The organism is Desulfovibrio sp. (assembly GCF_035644575.1).
Taxonomy (GTDB): Bacteria; Desulfobacterota; Desulfovibrionia; order Desulfovibrionales; family Desulfovibrionaceae; genus Desulfovibrio.
This window is the reverse complement of record NZ_DASQOG010000048.1, coordinates 40,474-57,314: the sequence shown is the minus strand read 5'-3', so window position 1 is coordinate 57,314 and position 16,841 is coordinate 40,474. Positions and strand designations below refer to the sequence as shown.

Below are 16,841 nucleotides of genomic sequence, written 5' to 3'. Positions count from 1 at the left end.
CGACGGGAAATGCTTTTTCCCGAAAGGATCAGGTCGTACAGAAGACCAGTAAACTGGCCCGTTGCCTGGGGGCTACGCTTTTGATGCAGCAGCAGGTGTTCCGTAACCGTGATGTCAGCCATTGGGGGCTCCTTACAACATCCAGAAAATTGAGAGGAACAATTGAGCCTTTACCCCTGAAAAGAAAAACCCGCCAAGTTAGCAAAAAACTTTACGAATCTTCCGCCGCAACAAAATTGCATGACAAAACTGGTTGCCAGCATGCGGACTTTTCAGGTTGCACATCTTCCAAAATACTTGCGCCGCCTCGGGGCGGCGCAAGTTTAGTCCAGAATGCGTCAGTTCCGCGGCCCGAAGGGGCTTGGCCGCCCACCCGGCAGTGCCGCTGGCTCTTCGCCAGCCGGAGCTGCGGAATCAGGCTTGGCCGCTGCCGGTGCTGCAGCTGGCGCCGCAGCCGGGGCATCGGTCTTGCCGCTGCCTGCGCTGCCGGTGGCGGCAGGCTTTGCAGCGTCATCGCCGTCCTTGGGGCCAAAGGGGCTGGGACGGCCGCCAGGCAAGGTAGCGGCATCTTCATCAGGCGCTATGCCAAGGCCGACAGGCGGCTTTTCCTTACCCTTGGGTGCAGAAGCGCTGGGGGCGCGGTCAACAGAGGCATTTTCACCTGCAAGCTGACGTTCCTGCACCTTGCGGCGTTCGGCATTTTTACGTTTGAGCAGCATGCTGTCCTTGCTGCCGGGCTGAATGTCCGCCCCGCCAGCAGGCTTGGCAGAAGGCTGATCAGCCGTGGCAGTGGCCTGTTCAGGCGTAACGTCCACGTTCAGGCCTTCTTCAAAGCGGTTCTTGTTCTTGCGCGCTTCGTGAGGCGGCGGGGTAAGCTTGGGGCGATCCTTGGGGAAGAACGCGAGCCCCTGCTCCACGCTGCCATTGCCCTGCGGGAAATTGCCCGATTCGGCTACGGCAAAGACCAGAGGCACATTACCCAGGAAACGCACGTTATAGTAGAAGGTGCCGTTCACGTTGGTGCAGGTGCCGGAAGTGCTCTTTGCGGTCACTTCGTCCCAGTTCACGCCAGCAAGCGGGGTCGAGGAGAAATCATACTTTCCTGGCCAGAGCAAAGCCTGCGGAGAAAGAATGACAACGTCCTGCGGCGTCTGGGAGTATTGCATGAGCGAACGCATGTCGAAGTTGGCAACAACAACACCGAGGAATTCCGTTCCGTCATAGAGCGGCGAGGCAAGCAGAATTTCAGGCCCAAAGGAGGAATTCTGCACGTCGGCGCGCAGGGCGCGCGTGCTCTGCTTTTTGTCTTCATAAAGCAGCGGAATGAAATCCAGCGGCTTCATGGGATTGGCAGGTTCCTGCCCAAGAATGGTGCCGTCGTACTTTACCCCGGCAAACCCACTGACCCAGGGGAAGGAGGTAAGGAAGGAAGCAAGCCACTCGCGCGTCGGCGGTTTGTCGGCATTGAGCATGGTCCGCTCAAGGCGGGTCAGCTCAACGTCAATACCCATCATGCTGTGCGTGAGGGAAAGCGCCTGGGGTGAAAGATTGCCCTTTTCTTCAAAATCCACAGTGGCCGGGGGGCTCACATAGGTGTTCCACAACGACTTTGTGGATTTCCAGACGTTCTTGGTGGGCTGGTATGAGCTGCAACCCGTTACAAGAGATGCAGCAAATGCCAGCAAAAAGAAATAACGCACATATGATTTCAACACAGTGTTCTCCCTCATTAACTGTGCGCTCTGGCTTCGACACGTTCAGCCAAAGCTTCAAGCATGCTTATCAGCTTGTCCTTGCCGCTGGCATGTTCTGCCGTTGCAGCGGGTTGGACAGGATCTACCGTCTGGGCGTTGCCCAGCCGCGCAGTCAACGTAGTAATGCGCTGACGCAAATCAGCGCTTTCTTCCGGATGTACCGCTGCTGCAGCAAGCTCATGGTAAATATCAAGTGCACCCTTGATGTCACCCTGTTCTGCCAGCACTTCGGCCATAGATCGGGTACGCAGCGAAAAACGCTCCTCCCCATCATCTGCATCGTCTACAACAACAGCTTCGGACTGTGTGACCGGGGCAGCATATGCGGCATACGCATCTGCACCGCGAGCCAGCATGGAAGGAGTGCCTTCCGATTCTGCTGGCAGGGCCTCATCGTCCGCCATGGCAAGATCAGGATCAAAATCAATGGGATCGTGAGCGTCAACGTCATCAATATGCGCATCAGCATCAAGCGGAGCACCCGCGTCATGCATGGCGGGTGCAAGGTCGGGAGCGGTTGCCAGGACAGGAGCGGCAACAGAGTGCCCAGCCGCCTCTGCCACGGGCGCTGCGGCCCCAGCTGCTGCCTGGTGTGCAGACGTTGAAACTGCTGCAAATGCCGCCTCATGTGCGGATGGGGCAGCAGAAGGGATGACGGCCTCGGAACGAGCCTGCAAACTGGCCCCAGCAGCGGTTCCAGCTCCAGACAGGGAGGCCAGCCCCTGGTTGATGACCTCGTGCAATGATACCGGCCCCTTTGAAAAATTGAGGGCCAGAAAACGCAGCACGGCGGCAGTATCAGGCGCATCGCCAGCAGCATTGATGCAGGCGGCCCATGCCTGCCAAAAGCCTGCATAGGTGGAAAACATTTTTGTCAGCCTGCCCACCTGCTTTTCGCAGGCTTCGAGCCGATTGGCGGTGTGCAGCAACTCTATGAGAAAAAGTCTGGCTTCAAGAAATTCCTCGTGCCGGGCAAGCCCCTGCTCCAGAATTTCAACGGCTTCATCTGTGCGGCCAGCTTCGGAAAGCAGACGCGCCAGAGGAAAAAAGACCTTGGAATTGGGCTCAAGCTCCAGGACTTCTTTATACCATTCAATTTTTTCCGTCATGGTTTCTGCTCCCGCCCCGTTTTCGCCACCTCGCCAAAAAGATAGAGCACCTCATTATCGCGAATATAGTGGAGGCGCTGACGAATGACTTTTTCCATATACTGGCTGTCGGACTGCAAAAGGCGAATTTCACGGCTCAGAGAGAGGTTTTCCGCATCAAGGCTTGCAATCTGCTTTTCAAGCTCGGCGTACTGGTGCTTGAGCTCACGGTATTCAATAAGGCCCGTGGGGCCCCAGACCATGCGGGCAAAAAACACCACATTGACAAGGCCCAGCACAACCAGAATGAAGGTACGCCAAAACATTATTGCAGCAGCCGTTGAGGTTGCGAACCGTTACCCGCTGAAAGACGCAGTTCTGCCAAAAAAGTGGCCGTGGCTTTTTCAAGCCGCGTAACGTCTTCTTCCGCAAGGTTCATCTGGTCTACCTGATGCAGATAATCCTTGAGGGTGTTCAGTTCCTGATCAAAGTGACGGCCCCAGACCCCGGCGCGCATGTCGGGCTCCAGCTCCAGAATGGTCTGGATGCAGTTTTTCAGGCGGATCTGCAACGTACTCATGCGTTGTTCCCGTTAGCCTGCCTGTTTACGCGTATTGCGGTAAAAATCATAGCAATAGTTGGCCCCTGAAACCACGGCCAGCACCAGCGCTATATAGAGCAGCACAAGGCCTAGCAACCGCAGATCCATGCCCCACAAGGGATAATGCAGGGCCAGAGGCACAATGGCAAAAATCTGGAGCACAGTCTTGGCCTTGCCGAACTTGTCGGCGGCAAGCACGATGCCCTCGTCAATGGCAATGGCGCGCAGGCCTGTGACCACAAGCTCGCGGCATACAATAATGATAACCACCCAGGCGGGCGCCCAGTCCAGCTTCACAAACATAATCAGCACCGAGCAGATCAGCACCTTGTCGGCCAGCGGGTCCAAAAACTTGCCCATGCTGGTGACCATATTGGAGCGGCGGGCGATATAACCGTCTGCCCAGTCGGTAAGGGAGGCAAAAATAAAGGCCAGAGTAGCCAAAATGCAGGTCATCGGGCCTTCAAAATAGAGCAGCAAAACAACCAGAGGGGTCATTAAAATGCGTAACAGTGTAATTTTATTAGCAAGATTAAGCATTTTTCCTCTCAGGCGCTCCGTGCGAATTTTTTAAATCGTTACCACAAAAGAACACGGGAGAAAAGGAGAAAAAAGCTCCCCCGGCGACCGTGCACCAGCCGCCAGGGAAGCCTGCATTCTATTGGGGCAAACCCGCAGGGGCGCAATTAGCTGCGCGAACCGGCAAGGGCTTCCAGGCTGCCGTCGGCGGCAGCGGCAATTGAATCTGCTAGGCTAAGAAAGGCTTCCTTGGCTGCGCTTTCCGCTTCAAGGTACACCACAGGAATACCTTTGTCAGCCGCAACCACAGTTGTGGGATCCAGCGGCACAGCGCCGAGGAACTTGAGCCCGTAGCGCTTGGCGAGATCTTCGCCGCCGCCCTTCTTGAACAGGTCGATTTCCTGATGGCAGTGCGGGCACACAAGGCCGCTCATGTTTTCCACCACGCCAAGCACGTTGGAGTTGGTGTACTGCAAAAAGTTGATGGCCTTGCGCACGTCTGCCAGCGAAATTTCCTGCGGGGTGGTCACAACCACGCAGAGGGCATCGGGAATGGACTGCATGACGGTCATGTGCTCATCGCCCGTTCCTGGAGGGGAGTCAATGAGCAGAAAATCAAGGTCGCCCCACTTCACGTCCGCGATAAACTGCCGGATAGCTGAAGTTTTTTTGGGGCCGCGCCACAGAATGGCCTGATCCTTGTCTTGCAGGAACGTATCCATTGAAATGACGGAAAGATTCTCGTCATAGGCGGCAGGAATCATCAGCTGGGTGGCTTCGTCGATCTCGACAGTGCTGGTGAGGCCGAGCAGATTGGGCACGCTCGGGCCGTGCATATCCACATCAAGAATGCCGACCTTGAACCCGCGCCGCGCAAGCGCCGCTGCGGTATTGACGGTCACGGAGCTTTTGCCCACGCCGCCCTTGCCGCTCATGACAAATATCTTGTGGCGTATATGGCCCAAGCGGTCAGCGATTACGCGGTCCTGCTTGGCCATAGGGTCATTGCACTCTCCGTTGCCGCCATTGCTCTTTGCACTGGAGCAAGAGGACGCAGAAGAACAGGATGAACAGGATCCCATGACATCTCCTTCAATTGTAGCGGACGCTTACGACGGCGTATCTACCAGCCGTGATCGCCCACCAGATCTACAAAAACTACCGGCCCCAGGTCTTCGGAGCTAACGCGCCCCTGCTCTTTGCGCACGCGCACAAGGCGCTGCGTACGGGGTTTTGACCCTACAGGGATAAGCATGATGCCGCCCTCGTCAAGCTGATCAACAAGGGGACGCGGCACTTCCGGCCCGCCGGCAGTAACGATGATACGGTCAAATGGCGCGGCTTCGGGCATGCCAAGCGTGCCGTCACGCCGCTGCATGTGGATACCCCTAAGTCCCAGTTGCCGCAAGAGGCCTGAAGTAATTTGATACAGCTCGCGCATGCGCTCAACGGTAAAGACCGTGCAGCCGATGGTGGCAAGCACTGCGGCCTGATAGCCGGAGCCGGTGCCGACCTCAAGCACGCGCATCCCCCGCTGCACTTCAAGCAGCTGGGTCATCAGGGCAACAATATAGGGTTGGGAAATGGTCTGCCCGTAGCCGATAGGCAGGGGAGTATCTTCGTAGGCCTGGGAGCGCAGCGCTTCTTGCACAAAAAGATGGCGCGGCACAGCAAACATGGCCCCCAGCACCGCCGGATCGCTGATTCCGCGCGCTTCAAGCTGCTCGCGCACCATCCTGCGCCGCAGACGTTTTGGGTCCACGGACGGAGAAGGCTCGCGGGGCGTACCCCCAGCCGCAGAATATTTGCTGTACTGCATACTGCGGAAGTGAAAACAGATTTTTCCTGCCAAGTCAATGCGCCATCGGGGAGGCTTGCAGAGATATCAAGACAAGTTCCAGACTTTCCCTTGAAACTTGCCATTCTTTATGCAACCCTTCGGGAAGCGAGAATGAGGAGTCGGCAATGCGTAAAAGAAGTTTGTTTTCATCGGTACTAGGTATTATAGTGGTCGCCATTCTGGTTTTAGGCGGCTATACTTTTTTTAAAGATCTTGAAGGCCCTGCTGTTGATATTACACCAAATACAGGCAGGGTTTCAGCCGCAAGCGTCCTCAAGGTCCGTATGAAGGATCCGTCAGGCATCCGCTCCATTACAGTTGGCGTGCGAAAGAACAACGTCCTCAACGTCATCTACAGCAAGCACTTTGACCAGTATATCCCCGAACGCGAAGTGGATGTCCCCATGAAGGACGCCAACCTGCGTGAAGGTGCTTTTGAGCTTGAAATCCGCGCCACGGACGGGTCACTTGCCGGTTTTGGTCAGGGCAATACGCGCACCGTCCAGTTGCCTATGCGCTTTGATACGCAGCCGCCGCGTATTTCCGTCAAAACTCTGCCCCCCAACGTGCGCAGGGGCGGCACCGCCGTGGTGCGTTATACTGTTGATAAAGAAGTGAGCAATAGTGGCGTGCTTGTTGCTGGCTACTTTGTGCCCGGCTACATGCAAAAAGACGGCAGCTATATCTGCTTTTTCCCTTTCCCCTACACAATGACCGCCAGAGACTACAAGAACAGCGTTGAGATCACTGCCACAGACCTTGCGGGCAACGTCACCAAGAGCCACCTCACGGTCATGTCCTTTGAAAGAACCTTCAAGAGCGACAGCATTGAAGTGACGGACAACTTCCTGATGGCGGTTGAAAGCAAGCTACGCGATCTGGCCCCCGATGCCACAAACCCGCTGGAGTGCTACCTGTATATCAACAATCAGGTGCGCGCCGCCAATGTGCAGACCCTGCGCGAAATTGGGCGGGACACTGCCGCGGCCATGCTGTGGAGCGGCGTTTTTGAGCGTTTGCCGCGCTCTGCCCCGCGCGCCGGATTTGGCGACCACCGTTTCTTCAACTATCAGGGCAAGCCGGTGGGTGAATCCTATCACCTGGGATTTGACCTTGCTTCGGTGCGCAATGCCGAGGTGCCCGCCGCCAACAGCGGTCGCGTGGTCTTCTGCGGCAACCTTGGCATCTACGGCAACCTCATTGTCATTGACCACGGTCTGGGCCTCATGTCCATTTACTCCCACCTCAACGATCAGATGGTTAAAGTGAGCGATGTGGTGCAGAAAGGCCAGATCATTGGACACACAGGCAGCACAGGCCTTGCCTTTGGCGATCACCTGCACTTTGGCATCCTGGTGGGCGGCGTGGAAGTGACCCCCCTGGAGTGGCTTGACCCCAAGTGGATCAAGGACAACGTCACGGGGCGCATTGATGCCTCCATGACGCAACAGTAGTTGTCGCAGCAAAGAATAGTTTAGCGTTTCAATATCCCTTTTTACTCCCGCTGATAAAATTACGGCCTGCGAATTTTGAACCGTTCCACGAGTGGATGGTTTAAAATCAGCAGGCCGTAATTTTTTTATGCAAAGGGGCTTGAATTCTTTTCACGTTCAAGTGTAGCCTGAATTTATGAAAGAAAGTAAATAAGTTCTGCTTCTACTTTCATGAAGACATCAGGCCCAAATCACATAAACCTGTTTCATGTGAGGACTTGTACGTGTCTCCACCACTCTTTTACCTCGGCCTTGATATTGGCTCCACCACAGTAAAACTGGCGCTGCTGAACGGCGACGGCACTGTTGCCGAAACCCGCTACAGCCGCCATGGCACGGCAGTTCGCGCCACAATGGCAGCCCTGCTTGCCGAAGCCTCACGGCTCTACCCCACAGCCACCGTGCGCTGCGCCATGACAGGCTCCGGCGCTCTTGATCTCAGCAATCAGCTCTCCATCCCCTTTGTTCAGGAACTGCTGGCAACAGCCCGCGCCATTTCTTATGCTGCGCCGGATACTTCCGTTGCGGTGGAACTGGGCGGCGAAGACGCCAAGCTGCTCTATCTGGGGCAGGATGTGGAACTGCGCATGAACGAATCGTGCGCAGGCGGCACCGGGGCCTTCATCGACCAGATGGCCCGACTGCTCAGCACCGATGCGGGCGGCCTCAATGATCTGGCGGCACGGCATTCCACGCTCTACCCCATCGCCTCGCGCTGCGGCGTGTTCGCCAAAACGGATATTGTGCCCCTGCTCAACGGCGGCGTACCGCGTGAAGATATCGCGGCCTCCATCTTTCAGGCAGTGGTGGAACAAACCATCGGCGGGCTGGCCTGCGGCAGGCCCATTACCGGCAAAGTCGCCTTTTTGGGCGGGCCTTTGCACTTTCTGCCCGAACTCAAAAGTCTGTTCATCCAGAATCTTGATCTTGCGGAGGCGCACATTGCGCACCTGCCCCATGCCCAGTGCACTGCCGCCATTGGCGCAGCGCGTTGCGCCATGTCTCTTGAAGAGCACGAAACAGACGCCGAACCGCTCGATCTGGCCGACCTTGCCCGGCGCACCAGCAGCCTTTCGCACGCGCCCAAGGTCGCCGCAGAAAAAATCCTCCCTGCCATGTTTGCCGACAGCGCAGAATACGCGCGCTTCTGTCAGCGGCATGCAACAGCCAACGTGCTGCCTTCCGCCGATATCCGGCAGGCACGTGGACCACTGTTCCTGGGGCTGGATCTCGGTTCAACCACAGTCAAGGCCGTGCTGGTAGACAACGAACAGCGCATTCTTGATTCCTGCTACGCCTCCAACGGGGGCAATCCGTTACAGACCCTGCTGCCTCCGCTGGCAGACATGCTTGAGCGTATCCCTGACGGGGCATGGCTTGCCGCATCCGGGGCCACGGGCTACGGCGCGCATCTGGCGGAATCCGCCCTTGGGGTGGATACCGTGCTGGTGGAAACCCTGGCCCATTTCAAGGCGGCCACACGTCTTGTGCCAGAAGTCAGCTATGTCATAGACATAGGCGGCCAGGATATGAAATGCCTCAAGGTGGATAACGGCGTTATCAGCGACGTGAGCCTCAACGAGGCCTGTTCCGCTGGCTGCGGGGCTTTTCTTGAGAGCTTTGCCAAAGGCCTTGGCCTGAGCATGCAGGAATTTGTGGATATTTCCCTGTACGCCGCGCATCCGGCTGATCTTGGCTCGCGCTGCACGGTTTTCATGAATTCCCGTGTCACGCAAGCCCAGAAAGACGGCATGCAGATTGCCGACATAGCGGCGGGGCTTTGCTATTCTGTTGTACGCAATGCGCTGGACAAGGTGCTGCGCATCAAGAATGTGGCAGAACTGGGCGAACATGTGGTTGTGCAGGGCGGCTCCTTTCTCAATGACGCCCTGCTCTGCGCCATGGAGCGCACGTTGGGGCGGCATGTGCACCGCCCTGCGGCTTCCGGCCTCATGGGCGCATACGGGGCAGCCCTGGAATCTCTGGAAAAAGCGGAATGCGTCAGCGTTCGCTCTTCCATCACCGCCCCGCTTATCCGTGGGCTGGCCATGCGCACGCGCAGCTTCCGCTGCCGCGATTGCGGCAACAACTGCCTGCTCACAGAAACACGCTTTTCGCACGGTTCACGCCACATCGCGGGCAACAGGTGCGACAGGTTCAGCGAGGCGCGCCGTGGCGCAACTGTCACGGCTCCCAACCTTGTGGCCTGGAAAAACCAGCGCCTGTTCCGCTACGAACCGCTGCCGCTGGAATCCGCGCCGCGCGGCAGGCTGGGCATCCCCAGAGTTCTGAACGTCTACGCGCACTATCCTTTCTGGTTCACCCTCTTTACCTCGCTGGGATTCCGGGTTGAAGTGTCGCCGCCTACCAGCCGCGCCCTGTTTGCGGCTGGCCTGTCGTCCGTACCCTCCCAGAGCGTATGCTACCCGGCCAAGCTGGCGCACGGCCATGTGCTGGCCCTGCTTGAAAGCGGCATCAAGAGCATTTTCTTCCCCTGCATACCGCGTGAGGCGCAGGAATTTGCCGAAATGTGCGATTCCTTCTCCTGCCCGGTGGCCTGCGGCTACCCGCAGGTGGTGCGCGAGAATCTGCCGGAACTCAAGGATGCCGGGGCCGTCATGCACTCGCCCTTTGTGAACCTCACGCACACGGCATCGCTGGTGCGCAACCTCTGCCGCGAATTCAACCTGCCAAGGGGCGAAGTACGCTCCGCAGTACGGGCGGCACGGCACGAGCAGGCGCACTACCTGCGCGAACTGCGCGCCGAGGCGGAACACATCTATGCCGAAACCCTGCGCAACAAGGGCGTTCTGGTGGTTCTGGCAGGCCGCCCCTATCATGCGGACCCGCAGGTGCACCACGGCCTGCCCGACTTTATCGCCTCGCTGGGCGCTGCGGTCATCAGCGAGGACGCCATGCCCCGCAGCTGGACAGGCCACCGCATGTCCTTTCCCCTGCGGGCGCGCAATCAATGGACTTACGCCGCCCGTCTCTACCGGGCGGGATTGTGGGCCTGCGAGGCAGACCACGGCAACGCGCGGGTGGAGCTCGTGCAACTGACCTCCTTTGGCTGCGGCATAGACGCCATCACCGCCGACCAGATGCGTGAACTCATGCGCGCCCACGGCAAGCTGTATACCCTCATCAAGATGGACGAGGGCAATGCACTGGCCTCTGCGCGTATTCGTATCCGCTCGCTGCTGGCGGTGAGCCGCACGAGGTCTGGAGACAGCACAGCAACCTCAGTTTCCCAAGCACCGCCGGTATTCAGCAAACGCGACGCCACCACGCATACCATTCTTGTGCCGCAAATGGCCCCGCTGCATTTTCCCCTCATGACCCAGGCCATCGCGGGCAGCGGACACACCATCCAGTTGCTGCCCACGGTGAGCGCAGAAGCCGTGAGCCTGGGGCAGGCCTATGTAAACAACGATGCCTGCTACCCGGCCATCGTGGCTATTGGTCAACTGCTGCAGGCTCTGCGCGATGACGGGCTTGATCCACGCCGCACAGCCCTGCTGCTTTCGCAGACCTGCGGCCCCTGCCGGGCCAGCAATTATCCGGCTCTGCTGCGCAGGGCGCTTATGGAATACGGCTACGACCCGGTGCCCGTGCTCACGCTCAATGCTTCGGGGTCAGAGAGCCAGCCCGGTCTGCGGCCGGATCGCGCCCTGCTCTGGCGCATGCTGCTTGGCATGCTTGCCGGCGACATGCTGCAAAGGCTTTCGCTGTTTACAGGCACCTACGAATGCCATGCAGGGCAAACCGAAGACAGGGTGCAACACTGGCTGCAAACCCTGATACCGGTGGTGCGCAAGGGGGATGAAACCGCCCTGCGGCAACTGCTGCCCCGCCTTGTGCAGGATTTTTCCTCCATCCGCACTGCTCTGGCCCCCAAGCCTCGGGTGGCTGTTGTGGGCGAAATCCTGCTGACCTACCATGCAGACGCCAACAATCACATTGTCGAGCAGATCAGGCAGGAAGGCGGCGAACCGCTTTTGCCGGATTTTGCCAACTTCATGCTCTACTGCCTGCGCGATGCCGTGTACGACTGGCGGCATCAGGGCGGGAGCGCCTGGGCTGCGCTGGGCAATGCCCTTGTGATGCGCCGCATTGAAGGTGTGCGCCGCTATATGCGCGGCGCGCTCAACACCTCGCCCCTGAGCGCCCACGTCATGCCTGTGGCGCATATTGACGATCTGGCCCGGCTGGGCGAAAGCGTCATGTCCCTTGGCAACAGCGCTGGCGAAGGTTGGCTGCTGCCCGCAGAAATGCTGGAGTTTCTCGAACACGGCACAAACAACATACTCTGCCTGCAACCCTTCGGCTGCCTGCCAAACCACGTGGTGGGGCGCGGCGCGTTCAAGGCCGTGCGCCGTCAGCGCTCCGAGGCCAACATCATGGCGCTGGATTACGACCCCGGCAGCAGTGAAGCCAACCAGCTCAACCGCATACGGCTTTTCATGGCTATCGCCAGGGAGAAGGAAAAAGAAAGGGAAGAAGCCGCCCGCCATGCCCGGCATACCTACGCGGGCGCAATGGGAAGCGACAGAGCTTACTGGCAGCAATAAACCGCAAAAAACCGCCCGCTGGAGTATTCCGGGGGGCGGTTTTATTACCTGCACAAAATCACATCATGCCCAGCATATTATCTGAAGCATAAGGGAACAAAATGGCCTGTTCCAGATACGCTGAAAAAGACTATTCTTCGCGTGGGGGGAGTTCCCTGCCGCCTTCTTCAAGGCGTTGCAGAAACTTGTCGCGGCATTCGTAGCTGCAGAAACGGTGAACTTTTTCGCCGTCACGCACGGAAATAGAGCCATCAACGGCCACATACGCGCCGCATTCGGGGTCTTTGACCATTTCGCCAGCGGCAACCTTACGCTCCATTTCAGCAGCGCTTTCCTGCTTGCTTTCCTTCTGCTTCTTGTTCAGATCATTGGCAAAAAGGCGATATAGGGCGTAGCCCGCCAAAATCAGAATGAGCCACTTTACCATTTGTTATGCTCCTTAATCCCGTAGCACGGGTCGCGTAAGGCTGGAGTGCAGCCCTTTCAGGCATATTAAAGCCGTTGGGAACTGTATCACAGAGGACGGCACCAGTCACTGAAAAATTCTGTCCCCTTCCACGCGGCAGACTGTACGCGCCAGCCAGTCCCTCACGGGCAGGCCCTCTACAACGATCAGGGGCGCGATATCAAGCAATGGCCGCATGACAAAAGCCCGCACCGTCAGCCGTGGATGCGGCACAAGGCAATGGGGATCGGTGCTCCGTTCCTGCCCAAAAAGCAGCAGGTCAACATCAATCACGCGCGGCCCAAAACGCAATATCGGGTCAGGGCTGCGCACTCGCCCAAGCCTGGCCTCGATGTCCAGCAAAGCGTCCACAAGGCTGCAAGGCCGCCAGCTATCGCCAGGAAAAAGCTCAACCACCTGATTGAGGAACCAGGGTTGCTCCGTGTATTCCTGCGGTTCTGTCCGGTAGACGGGGGATACTGCGCCAATGCCCATTTCCGGCAGTCCCGCAAGGGCGTCCAGCGCTGCTGCAAGTTTTTCTGCCGCAATGTCGCAGTTAGAGCCGAGGCTCACATAGGCCCGCAGCTTTGTTTGATCTGCCATCAGGTTTCCTTCAAATAGGTTCAGCCCGCTTTTTAGCAAGGTTTGCAGCATATCTTTTTTCGCGGAAAGGATAAAGCCCACCGCAGGCAACGCATCCGGGCGGTTTTGATTGCAAAAGGCTTGCTCCGTTGCGGCAAGGCGGCTAGCATGGACACATGGCACATCCACGCACCAAAGCCCCTGTCCTGGCAACCCTTTTACCCCTGTGGCGGGATTTTTTGCTGGCCCAGCGCGGCCTTTCGCCCAATACGGTTGAAGCCTACGGACAGGATCTTGAGAGTTTTTTTCTGTACCGGCAGGAGCTGGCCCAGGGCGTGGCGGAAGATTCGCTGCCCGACCCCGATGAACAGGAGATTTTTCTGTACCTTGCCTGGCTGCGCGCGCGGCAGAACACGGGGCGCACCCTGGCACGCCGTCTTTCCGCACTGCGGGCATTTTTTGCCTTTGCCGTTGAAGAAGGCCGGCTGCGTAAAAACCCTGCGGAGTTGCTGGAAAACCCCAAATTACCGCAACATCTGCCGGAGGTACTGACCAGGGATGAAATGGAATCCCTGCTTGCCCAGCCAGACTTGCGCGACAAAAGCGGCAAGCGCGACCGCTGCATGCTTGAACTTCTGTACGCTGCGGGTCTGCGCGTTTCTGAACTGTGCGCCATGTGCGTGCCTGATCTTGACCTGCAACGCGGCCTTGTGCGTGTTTTTGGCAAGGGTTCCAAAGAAAGGCTGGTGCCTCTGCACGACCTGATGCAGCAGATGCTGGCAGACTATATCAGCGCATGCAGGCCCCTTTTTACGCCCACAGGCAACCAGCTTTTCGTCAACCGCTCGGGCCGTGCCCTTACGCGCCAGTACGTGTGGAAGATGGTAAAAAAATACGCGCTTGAGGCGGGCATCCGACGCGCCATTTCGCCGCATACGTTCAGGCATTCCTTTGCCACGCACCTGCTGGAGGGCGGCGCAGACCTGCGCGCCGTGCAGATGTTGCTTGGGCATGCCGACATAAGCGCCACAGAAATTTACACCCATGTGCAGGCCGAGCGCCTGCGCGGCATACACCATCAATTCCATCCCCGGAGCCGCCAGTGATCCCTGCGCCGAAAACGACCACACAGACGGCATCCGCCCAAACCACAGCCGACCAGACTCCCCCCGTACAGTTGGCGTCCGCTTCTGCGGCCTCAGCGTTGCAGCATACAGCCGGAACAACGCTCATCACCTGCCACGCCAACGCAGATTTTGACGCCTTTGCAGCCATGTTGGCGGCCCGATTTCTTTACGCCCCGCACGTGCTGCTCTTTCCCGGCACGCAGGAGCGGGGCCTGCAAAAGCTCATTGCCGGGCTGGATACGGCGGCGCTGGGCATAGTGGAAACTCCTGCCATCCCGTGGGACTCCATAACCCGCCTTGTGGTTGTGGATACCCGTCAGCGCGGCCGCATAAGCCATGTGGCCCAACTGCTCGACCGTGACGACGTGACTGTGGAACTGTGGGATCACCATCCGGATTCCACAGATGATATCACAAGCCCGCACACGCACATGGCGCACATCGGCTCTGTCACAAGCCTCATTGTGCAGGCCATTTCGGAACGGGGCCTCAGCCTCGGCGCGGACGACGCCACCTTGCTGGGGCTTGGCATTTATGGCGATACCGGCTCTTTCACTTATTCTTCAACCACGCAGGCCGATTTTATGGCGGCGGCATGGCTGCTCGGGCAGGGCATGGATGTGAACCGCATCGACGCTCTGGCCGCCCACGAACTCACAAGCCTGCACATTCAGGCCCTGAACAGCCTGCTGGAATCCACTCAGACATACAACATCAACAATGTTCAGGTAACGCTTTCAGAAGCCGCCATGGAGCATTATCTGGGGGATTTCGCCTATCTGGCCCACCGCCTTATGGAGATGGAAAGATTCCCGGTGCTGTTTGCCATCGGGCTTATGGACGACCGCATTCAGGTGGTGGCCCGCAGCCGTAACGAGGCCATTAACGTGGGCGACATCTGCGCGGCCCTTGGCGGCGGTGGGCATGCCTACGCGGCTTCGGCCTCGGTGCGCACCATGACGGTGCATGAAGTGCGCGATGTGATTTTGCGCCACCTCTACGCCCAGGCCTACCCCGATAAAACCGCGCGCGAATATATGTCTTCGCCCGCCGTGGGCATTGAGGCCACCGCCACCATTCATGAGGCGGATGAACTCATGCTCCACTTCGGCCTCAAGGCCGTGCCGGTCTTCATGCCAGAAACCCGCCAGTGCATCGGCCTGCTGGATGCCCTCACGGCCTCGCGGGCCAGCGCCCACGGCCTTGGCGCATCCACGGTAGAAGACTACATGACCCGCAGAATCACCACCCTGCCGCCAGACGCAACGCTCAAGGATCTGACCACCACCATCGTGGGAGGCCGCCAGCGCCTTGTGCCCATTGTGGAAGACGACACGATTATCGGCGTGGTCACGCGCACCGACCTTATCAATGTTTTTGCACAGGAGCCGGGCCATATGCCGGAGCCGCGCACAACCGGCGGCAAGGAGCGCAACCTTGGCAAGCTCATACAGGACAGACTGCCCCTTGCCAGCCGCAACATGCTGCACCTTGCGGGCCGGCTGGGCAGGGAACTCGGCCTGCCGGTCTACGCTGTGGGCGGCTTTGTGCGCGATCTTCTGCTCCAGCGCCCCAACCAGGACATTGATCTGGTAGTGGAGGGCAACGGCATAGCCCTTGCGCGGGCGCTGGCAAAGGAGCTCAACGGGCGGGTGCGCGAGCACCAGAAGTTCCTCACCTCGGTGGTCATTTATACTGACGCCTCGGGGGCCGAAGCCCGCATCGACGTAGCTACGGCGCGCCTCGAATATTATGAATACCCAGCGGCACTGCCCACGGTTGAGCTTTCGTCCATCAAGATGGATCTGTTCCGCCGCGATTTTTCCATCAATGCGCTGGCTGTGCGGCTTGATTGCGAGCCGTTCGGCCAGCTGGTGGATTTTTTCGGCGGTCAGCGCGACATCAAGGAGCGCGTCATCAGGGTGCTGCATACCCTGAGCTTTGTGGAAGACCCCACCCGCTGCCTCAGGGCTGTGCGCTTTGAGCAGCGCTATAACTTCCACATCGGGGCGGGTACGGAAAAGCTCATCAAAAACGCCCTCAAGCTCAAGCTCATGGACAAACTCTCGGGCTTTCGTCTGCTCCACGAGTTCCAGCATATCTGCGATGAGGAAGACCCTTCAGCCTGCATCCTGCGGCTCGACCAGCTCGGCGTGCTCGAGGCGGTTTCTCCCCTGCTGTCGCTCAATCCCACGCGCAAAAACCTGCTGCTGCGGCTTCAGGAAACGCTCACGTGGTACAGGCTGCTGTATTTTGAAGAGGCAGCCCAACCCTGGCTGGCCTTCTTTCTGGCCCTCAACCACAACATGAGCTATGCCGATACGGCCAACCATTATCAGCGCATGGGCCTGCCCGAACCACGGCGGGCCGACATTCTGCGCCAGCGCGAGCACATGCGCGTGGTGCGCGGCAAGCTGGAGCCGTGGCAAAAAGACCATGAGGCAGGCAAGGAGGGCGTCAGCGCCCTGTGCGCCCTGCTGCGGCCCCTTTCGCTCGAATGCCTGCTCTACCTCATGGCAGACACAAGCGATGCCTCCCTGCAAAAAAACCTTTCGCGCTACATTACCCAGTGGCGCAAAGAAAAAACGGATGTGAGCGGCGAAGACCTGCGCATCATGGGGCTGGAACCCGGCCCCGCCTTTGGGCGCATTCTGGACGCCGTGCTCGCTGCCAAGCTTGACGGCACCGCCGCAACGCCAGAACAACAGATGGATCTGGCGCGCAGCCTCGTGTGCAGTATCGCCGCAAAATCCGGCAGTGGGAATGAAGAACAAACCAGTCGGAATTCTTCACTTGCCCAGCGTTTATAAGAGGTGTATAG

Annotated in this window: 13 protein-coding genes and 1 pseudogene; 4 read left to right on the top strand and 10 right to left on the bottom strand. The window is 58.5% G+C overall.

Annotation, left to right across the window (positions count from 1 at the left end):
- From VEZ52_RS02135 to VEZ52_RS02100, 8 genes and pseudogenes are all read right to left on the bottom strand, one after another.
- A pseudogene (locus tag VEZ52_RS02135) lies at window positions 1–122 on the bottom strand (class 1 fructose-bisphosphatase); the annotation flags it as partial.
- A gap of 216 nt (window positions 123–338) precedes the next feature.
- Complete coding sequence (locus VEZ52_RS02130; protein ID WP_324835332.1) at window positions 339–1,715, bottom strand: hypothetical protein; 1,377 nt, start codon at window positions 1,713–1,715, stop codon at window positions 339–341.
- Between the two features lie 14 nt (window positions 1,716–1,729).
- Window positions 1,730–2,863 carry a tetratricopeptide repeat protein gene (locus tag VEZ52_RS02125; RefSeq protein ID WP_324835331.1) on the bottom strand — a complete coding sequence of 378 codons (1,134 nt, stop codon included), beginning with the start codon at window positions 2,861–2,863 and terminating at the stop codon, window positions 1,730–1,732.
- A complete protein-coding gene (locus VEZ52_RS02120) occupies window positions 2,860–3,168 on the bottom strand; it encodes an FtsB family cell division protein (RefSeq protein ID WP_240824406.1) in 309 nt (102 codons plus the stop codon). The genes VEZ52_RS02125 and VEZ52_RS02120 overlap by 4 nt, the downstream gene beginning before the upstream one ends.
- On the bottom strand, window positions 3,168–3,422 hold the full coding sequence (locus VEZ52_RS02115) for a hypothetical protein (protein WP_022658717.1): 255 nt from the start codon (window positions 3,420–3,422) through the stop codon (window positions 3,168–3,170). Before VEZ52_RS02115 ends, VEZ52_RS02120 begins: the two co-directional genes overlap by 1 nt.
- A gap of 12 nt (window positions 3,423–3,434) precedes the next feature.
- The gene (gene pgsA, locus VEZ52_RS02110; RefSeq protein WP_192111859.1) at window positions 3,435–3,983 is read right to left on the bottom strand and encodes a CDP-diacylglycerol--glycerol-3-phosphate 3-phosphatidyltransferase; all 549 of its coding nucleotides are present in this window, start codon (window positions 3,981–3,983) and stop codon (window positions 3,435–3,437) included.
- Between the two features lie 146 nt (window positions 3,984–4,129).
- Window positions 4,130–5,044: an Mrp/NBP35 family ATP-binding protein gene (locus VEZ52_RS02105; RefSeq protein WP_298997350.1), complete on the bottom strand. Its 915-nt coding sequence runs from the start codon at window positions 5,042–5,044 to the stop codon at window positions 4,130–4,132.
- Between the two features lie 41 nt (window positions 5,045–5,085).
- Window positions 5,086–5,697 (bottom strand): protein-L-isoaspartate(D-aspartate) O-methyltransferase, encoded by a 612-nt coding sequence (locus VEZ52_RS02100; protein ID WP_298997549.1) that lies wholly within the window; start codon window positions 5,695–5,697, stop codon window positions 5,086–5,088.
- A gap of 230 nt (window positions 5,698–5,927) precedes the next feature.
- Between VEZ52_RS02100 and VEZ52_RS02095 the strand changes: the two genes are divergently transcribed.
- Both VEZ52_RS02095 and VEZ52_RS02090 read left to right on the top strand, forming a co-directional pair.
- Window positions 5,928–7,256, top strand: a complete 1,329-nt coding sequence (locus VEZ52_RS02095) for a M23 family metallopeptidase (protein WP_324835330.1) — start codon at window positions 5,928–5,930, stop codon at window positions 7,254–7,256.
- Window positions 7,257–7,519: 263 nt separating this feature from the next.
- Window positions 7,520–11,866, top strand: a complete 4,347-nt coding sequence (locus VEZ52_RS02090) for an acyl-CoA dehydratase activase (RefSeq protein WP_324835329.1) — start codon at window positions 7,520–7,522, stop codon at window positions 11,864–11,866.
- A gap of 130 nt (window positions 11,867–11,996) precedes the next feature.
- On the opposite strand, the gene VEZ52_RS02085 is transcribed toward VEZ52_RS02090, so the two are convergent.
- Window positions 11,997–12,293 (bottom strand): transcriptional regulator, encoded by a 297-nt coding sequence (locus tag VEZ52_RS02085; RefSeq protein ID WP_298997344.1) that lies wholly within the window; start codon window positions 12,291–12,293, stop codon window positions 11,997–11,999.
- Between the two features lie 105 nt (window positions 12,294–12,398).
- Window positions 12,399–12,914 carry a 2-amino-4-hydroxy-6-hydroxymethyldihydropteridine diphosphokinase gene (gene folK, locus VEZ52_RS02080; protein WP_324835328.1) on the bottom strand — a complete coding sequence of 172 codons (516 nt, stop codon included), beginning with the start codon at window positions 12,912–12,914 and terminating at the stop codon, window positions 12,399–12,401.
- A 155-nt stretch (window positions 12,915–13,069) separates the two neighbouring features.
- Here folK and xerD point away from each other — a divergent pair, with 155 nt between their 5' ends.
- Both xerD and VEZ52_RS02070 read left to right on the top strand, forming a co-directional pair.
- Window positions 13,070–13,999: a site-specific tyrosine recombinase XerD gene (gene xerD / locus VEZ52_RS02075; protein WP_324835327.1), complete on the top strand. Its 930-nt coding sequence runs from the start codon at window positions 13,070–13,072 to the stop codon at window positions 13,997–13,999.
- A 98-nt stretch (window positions 14,000–14,097) separates the two neighbouring features.
- Window positions 14,098–16,830: a CBS domain-containing protein gene (locus tag VEZ52_RS02070; protein WP_324835334.1), complete on the top strand. Its 2,733-nt coding sequence runs from the start codon at window positions 14,098–14,100 to the stop codon at window positions 16,828–16,830.
- The last annotated feature ends 11 nt before the right edge of the window (window positions 16,831–16,841 follow it).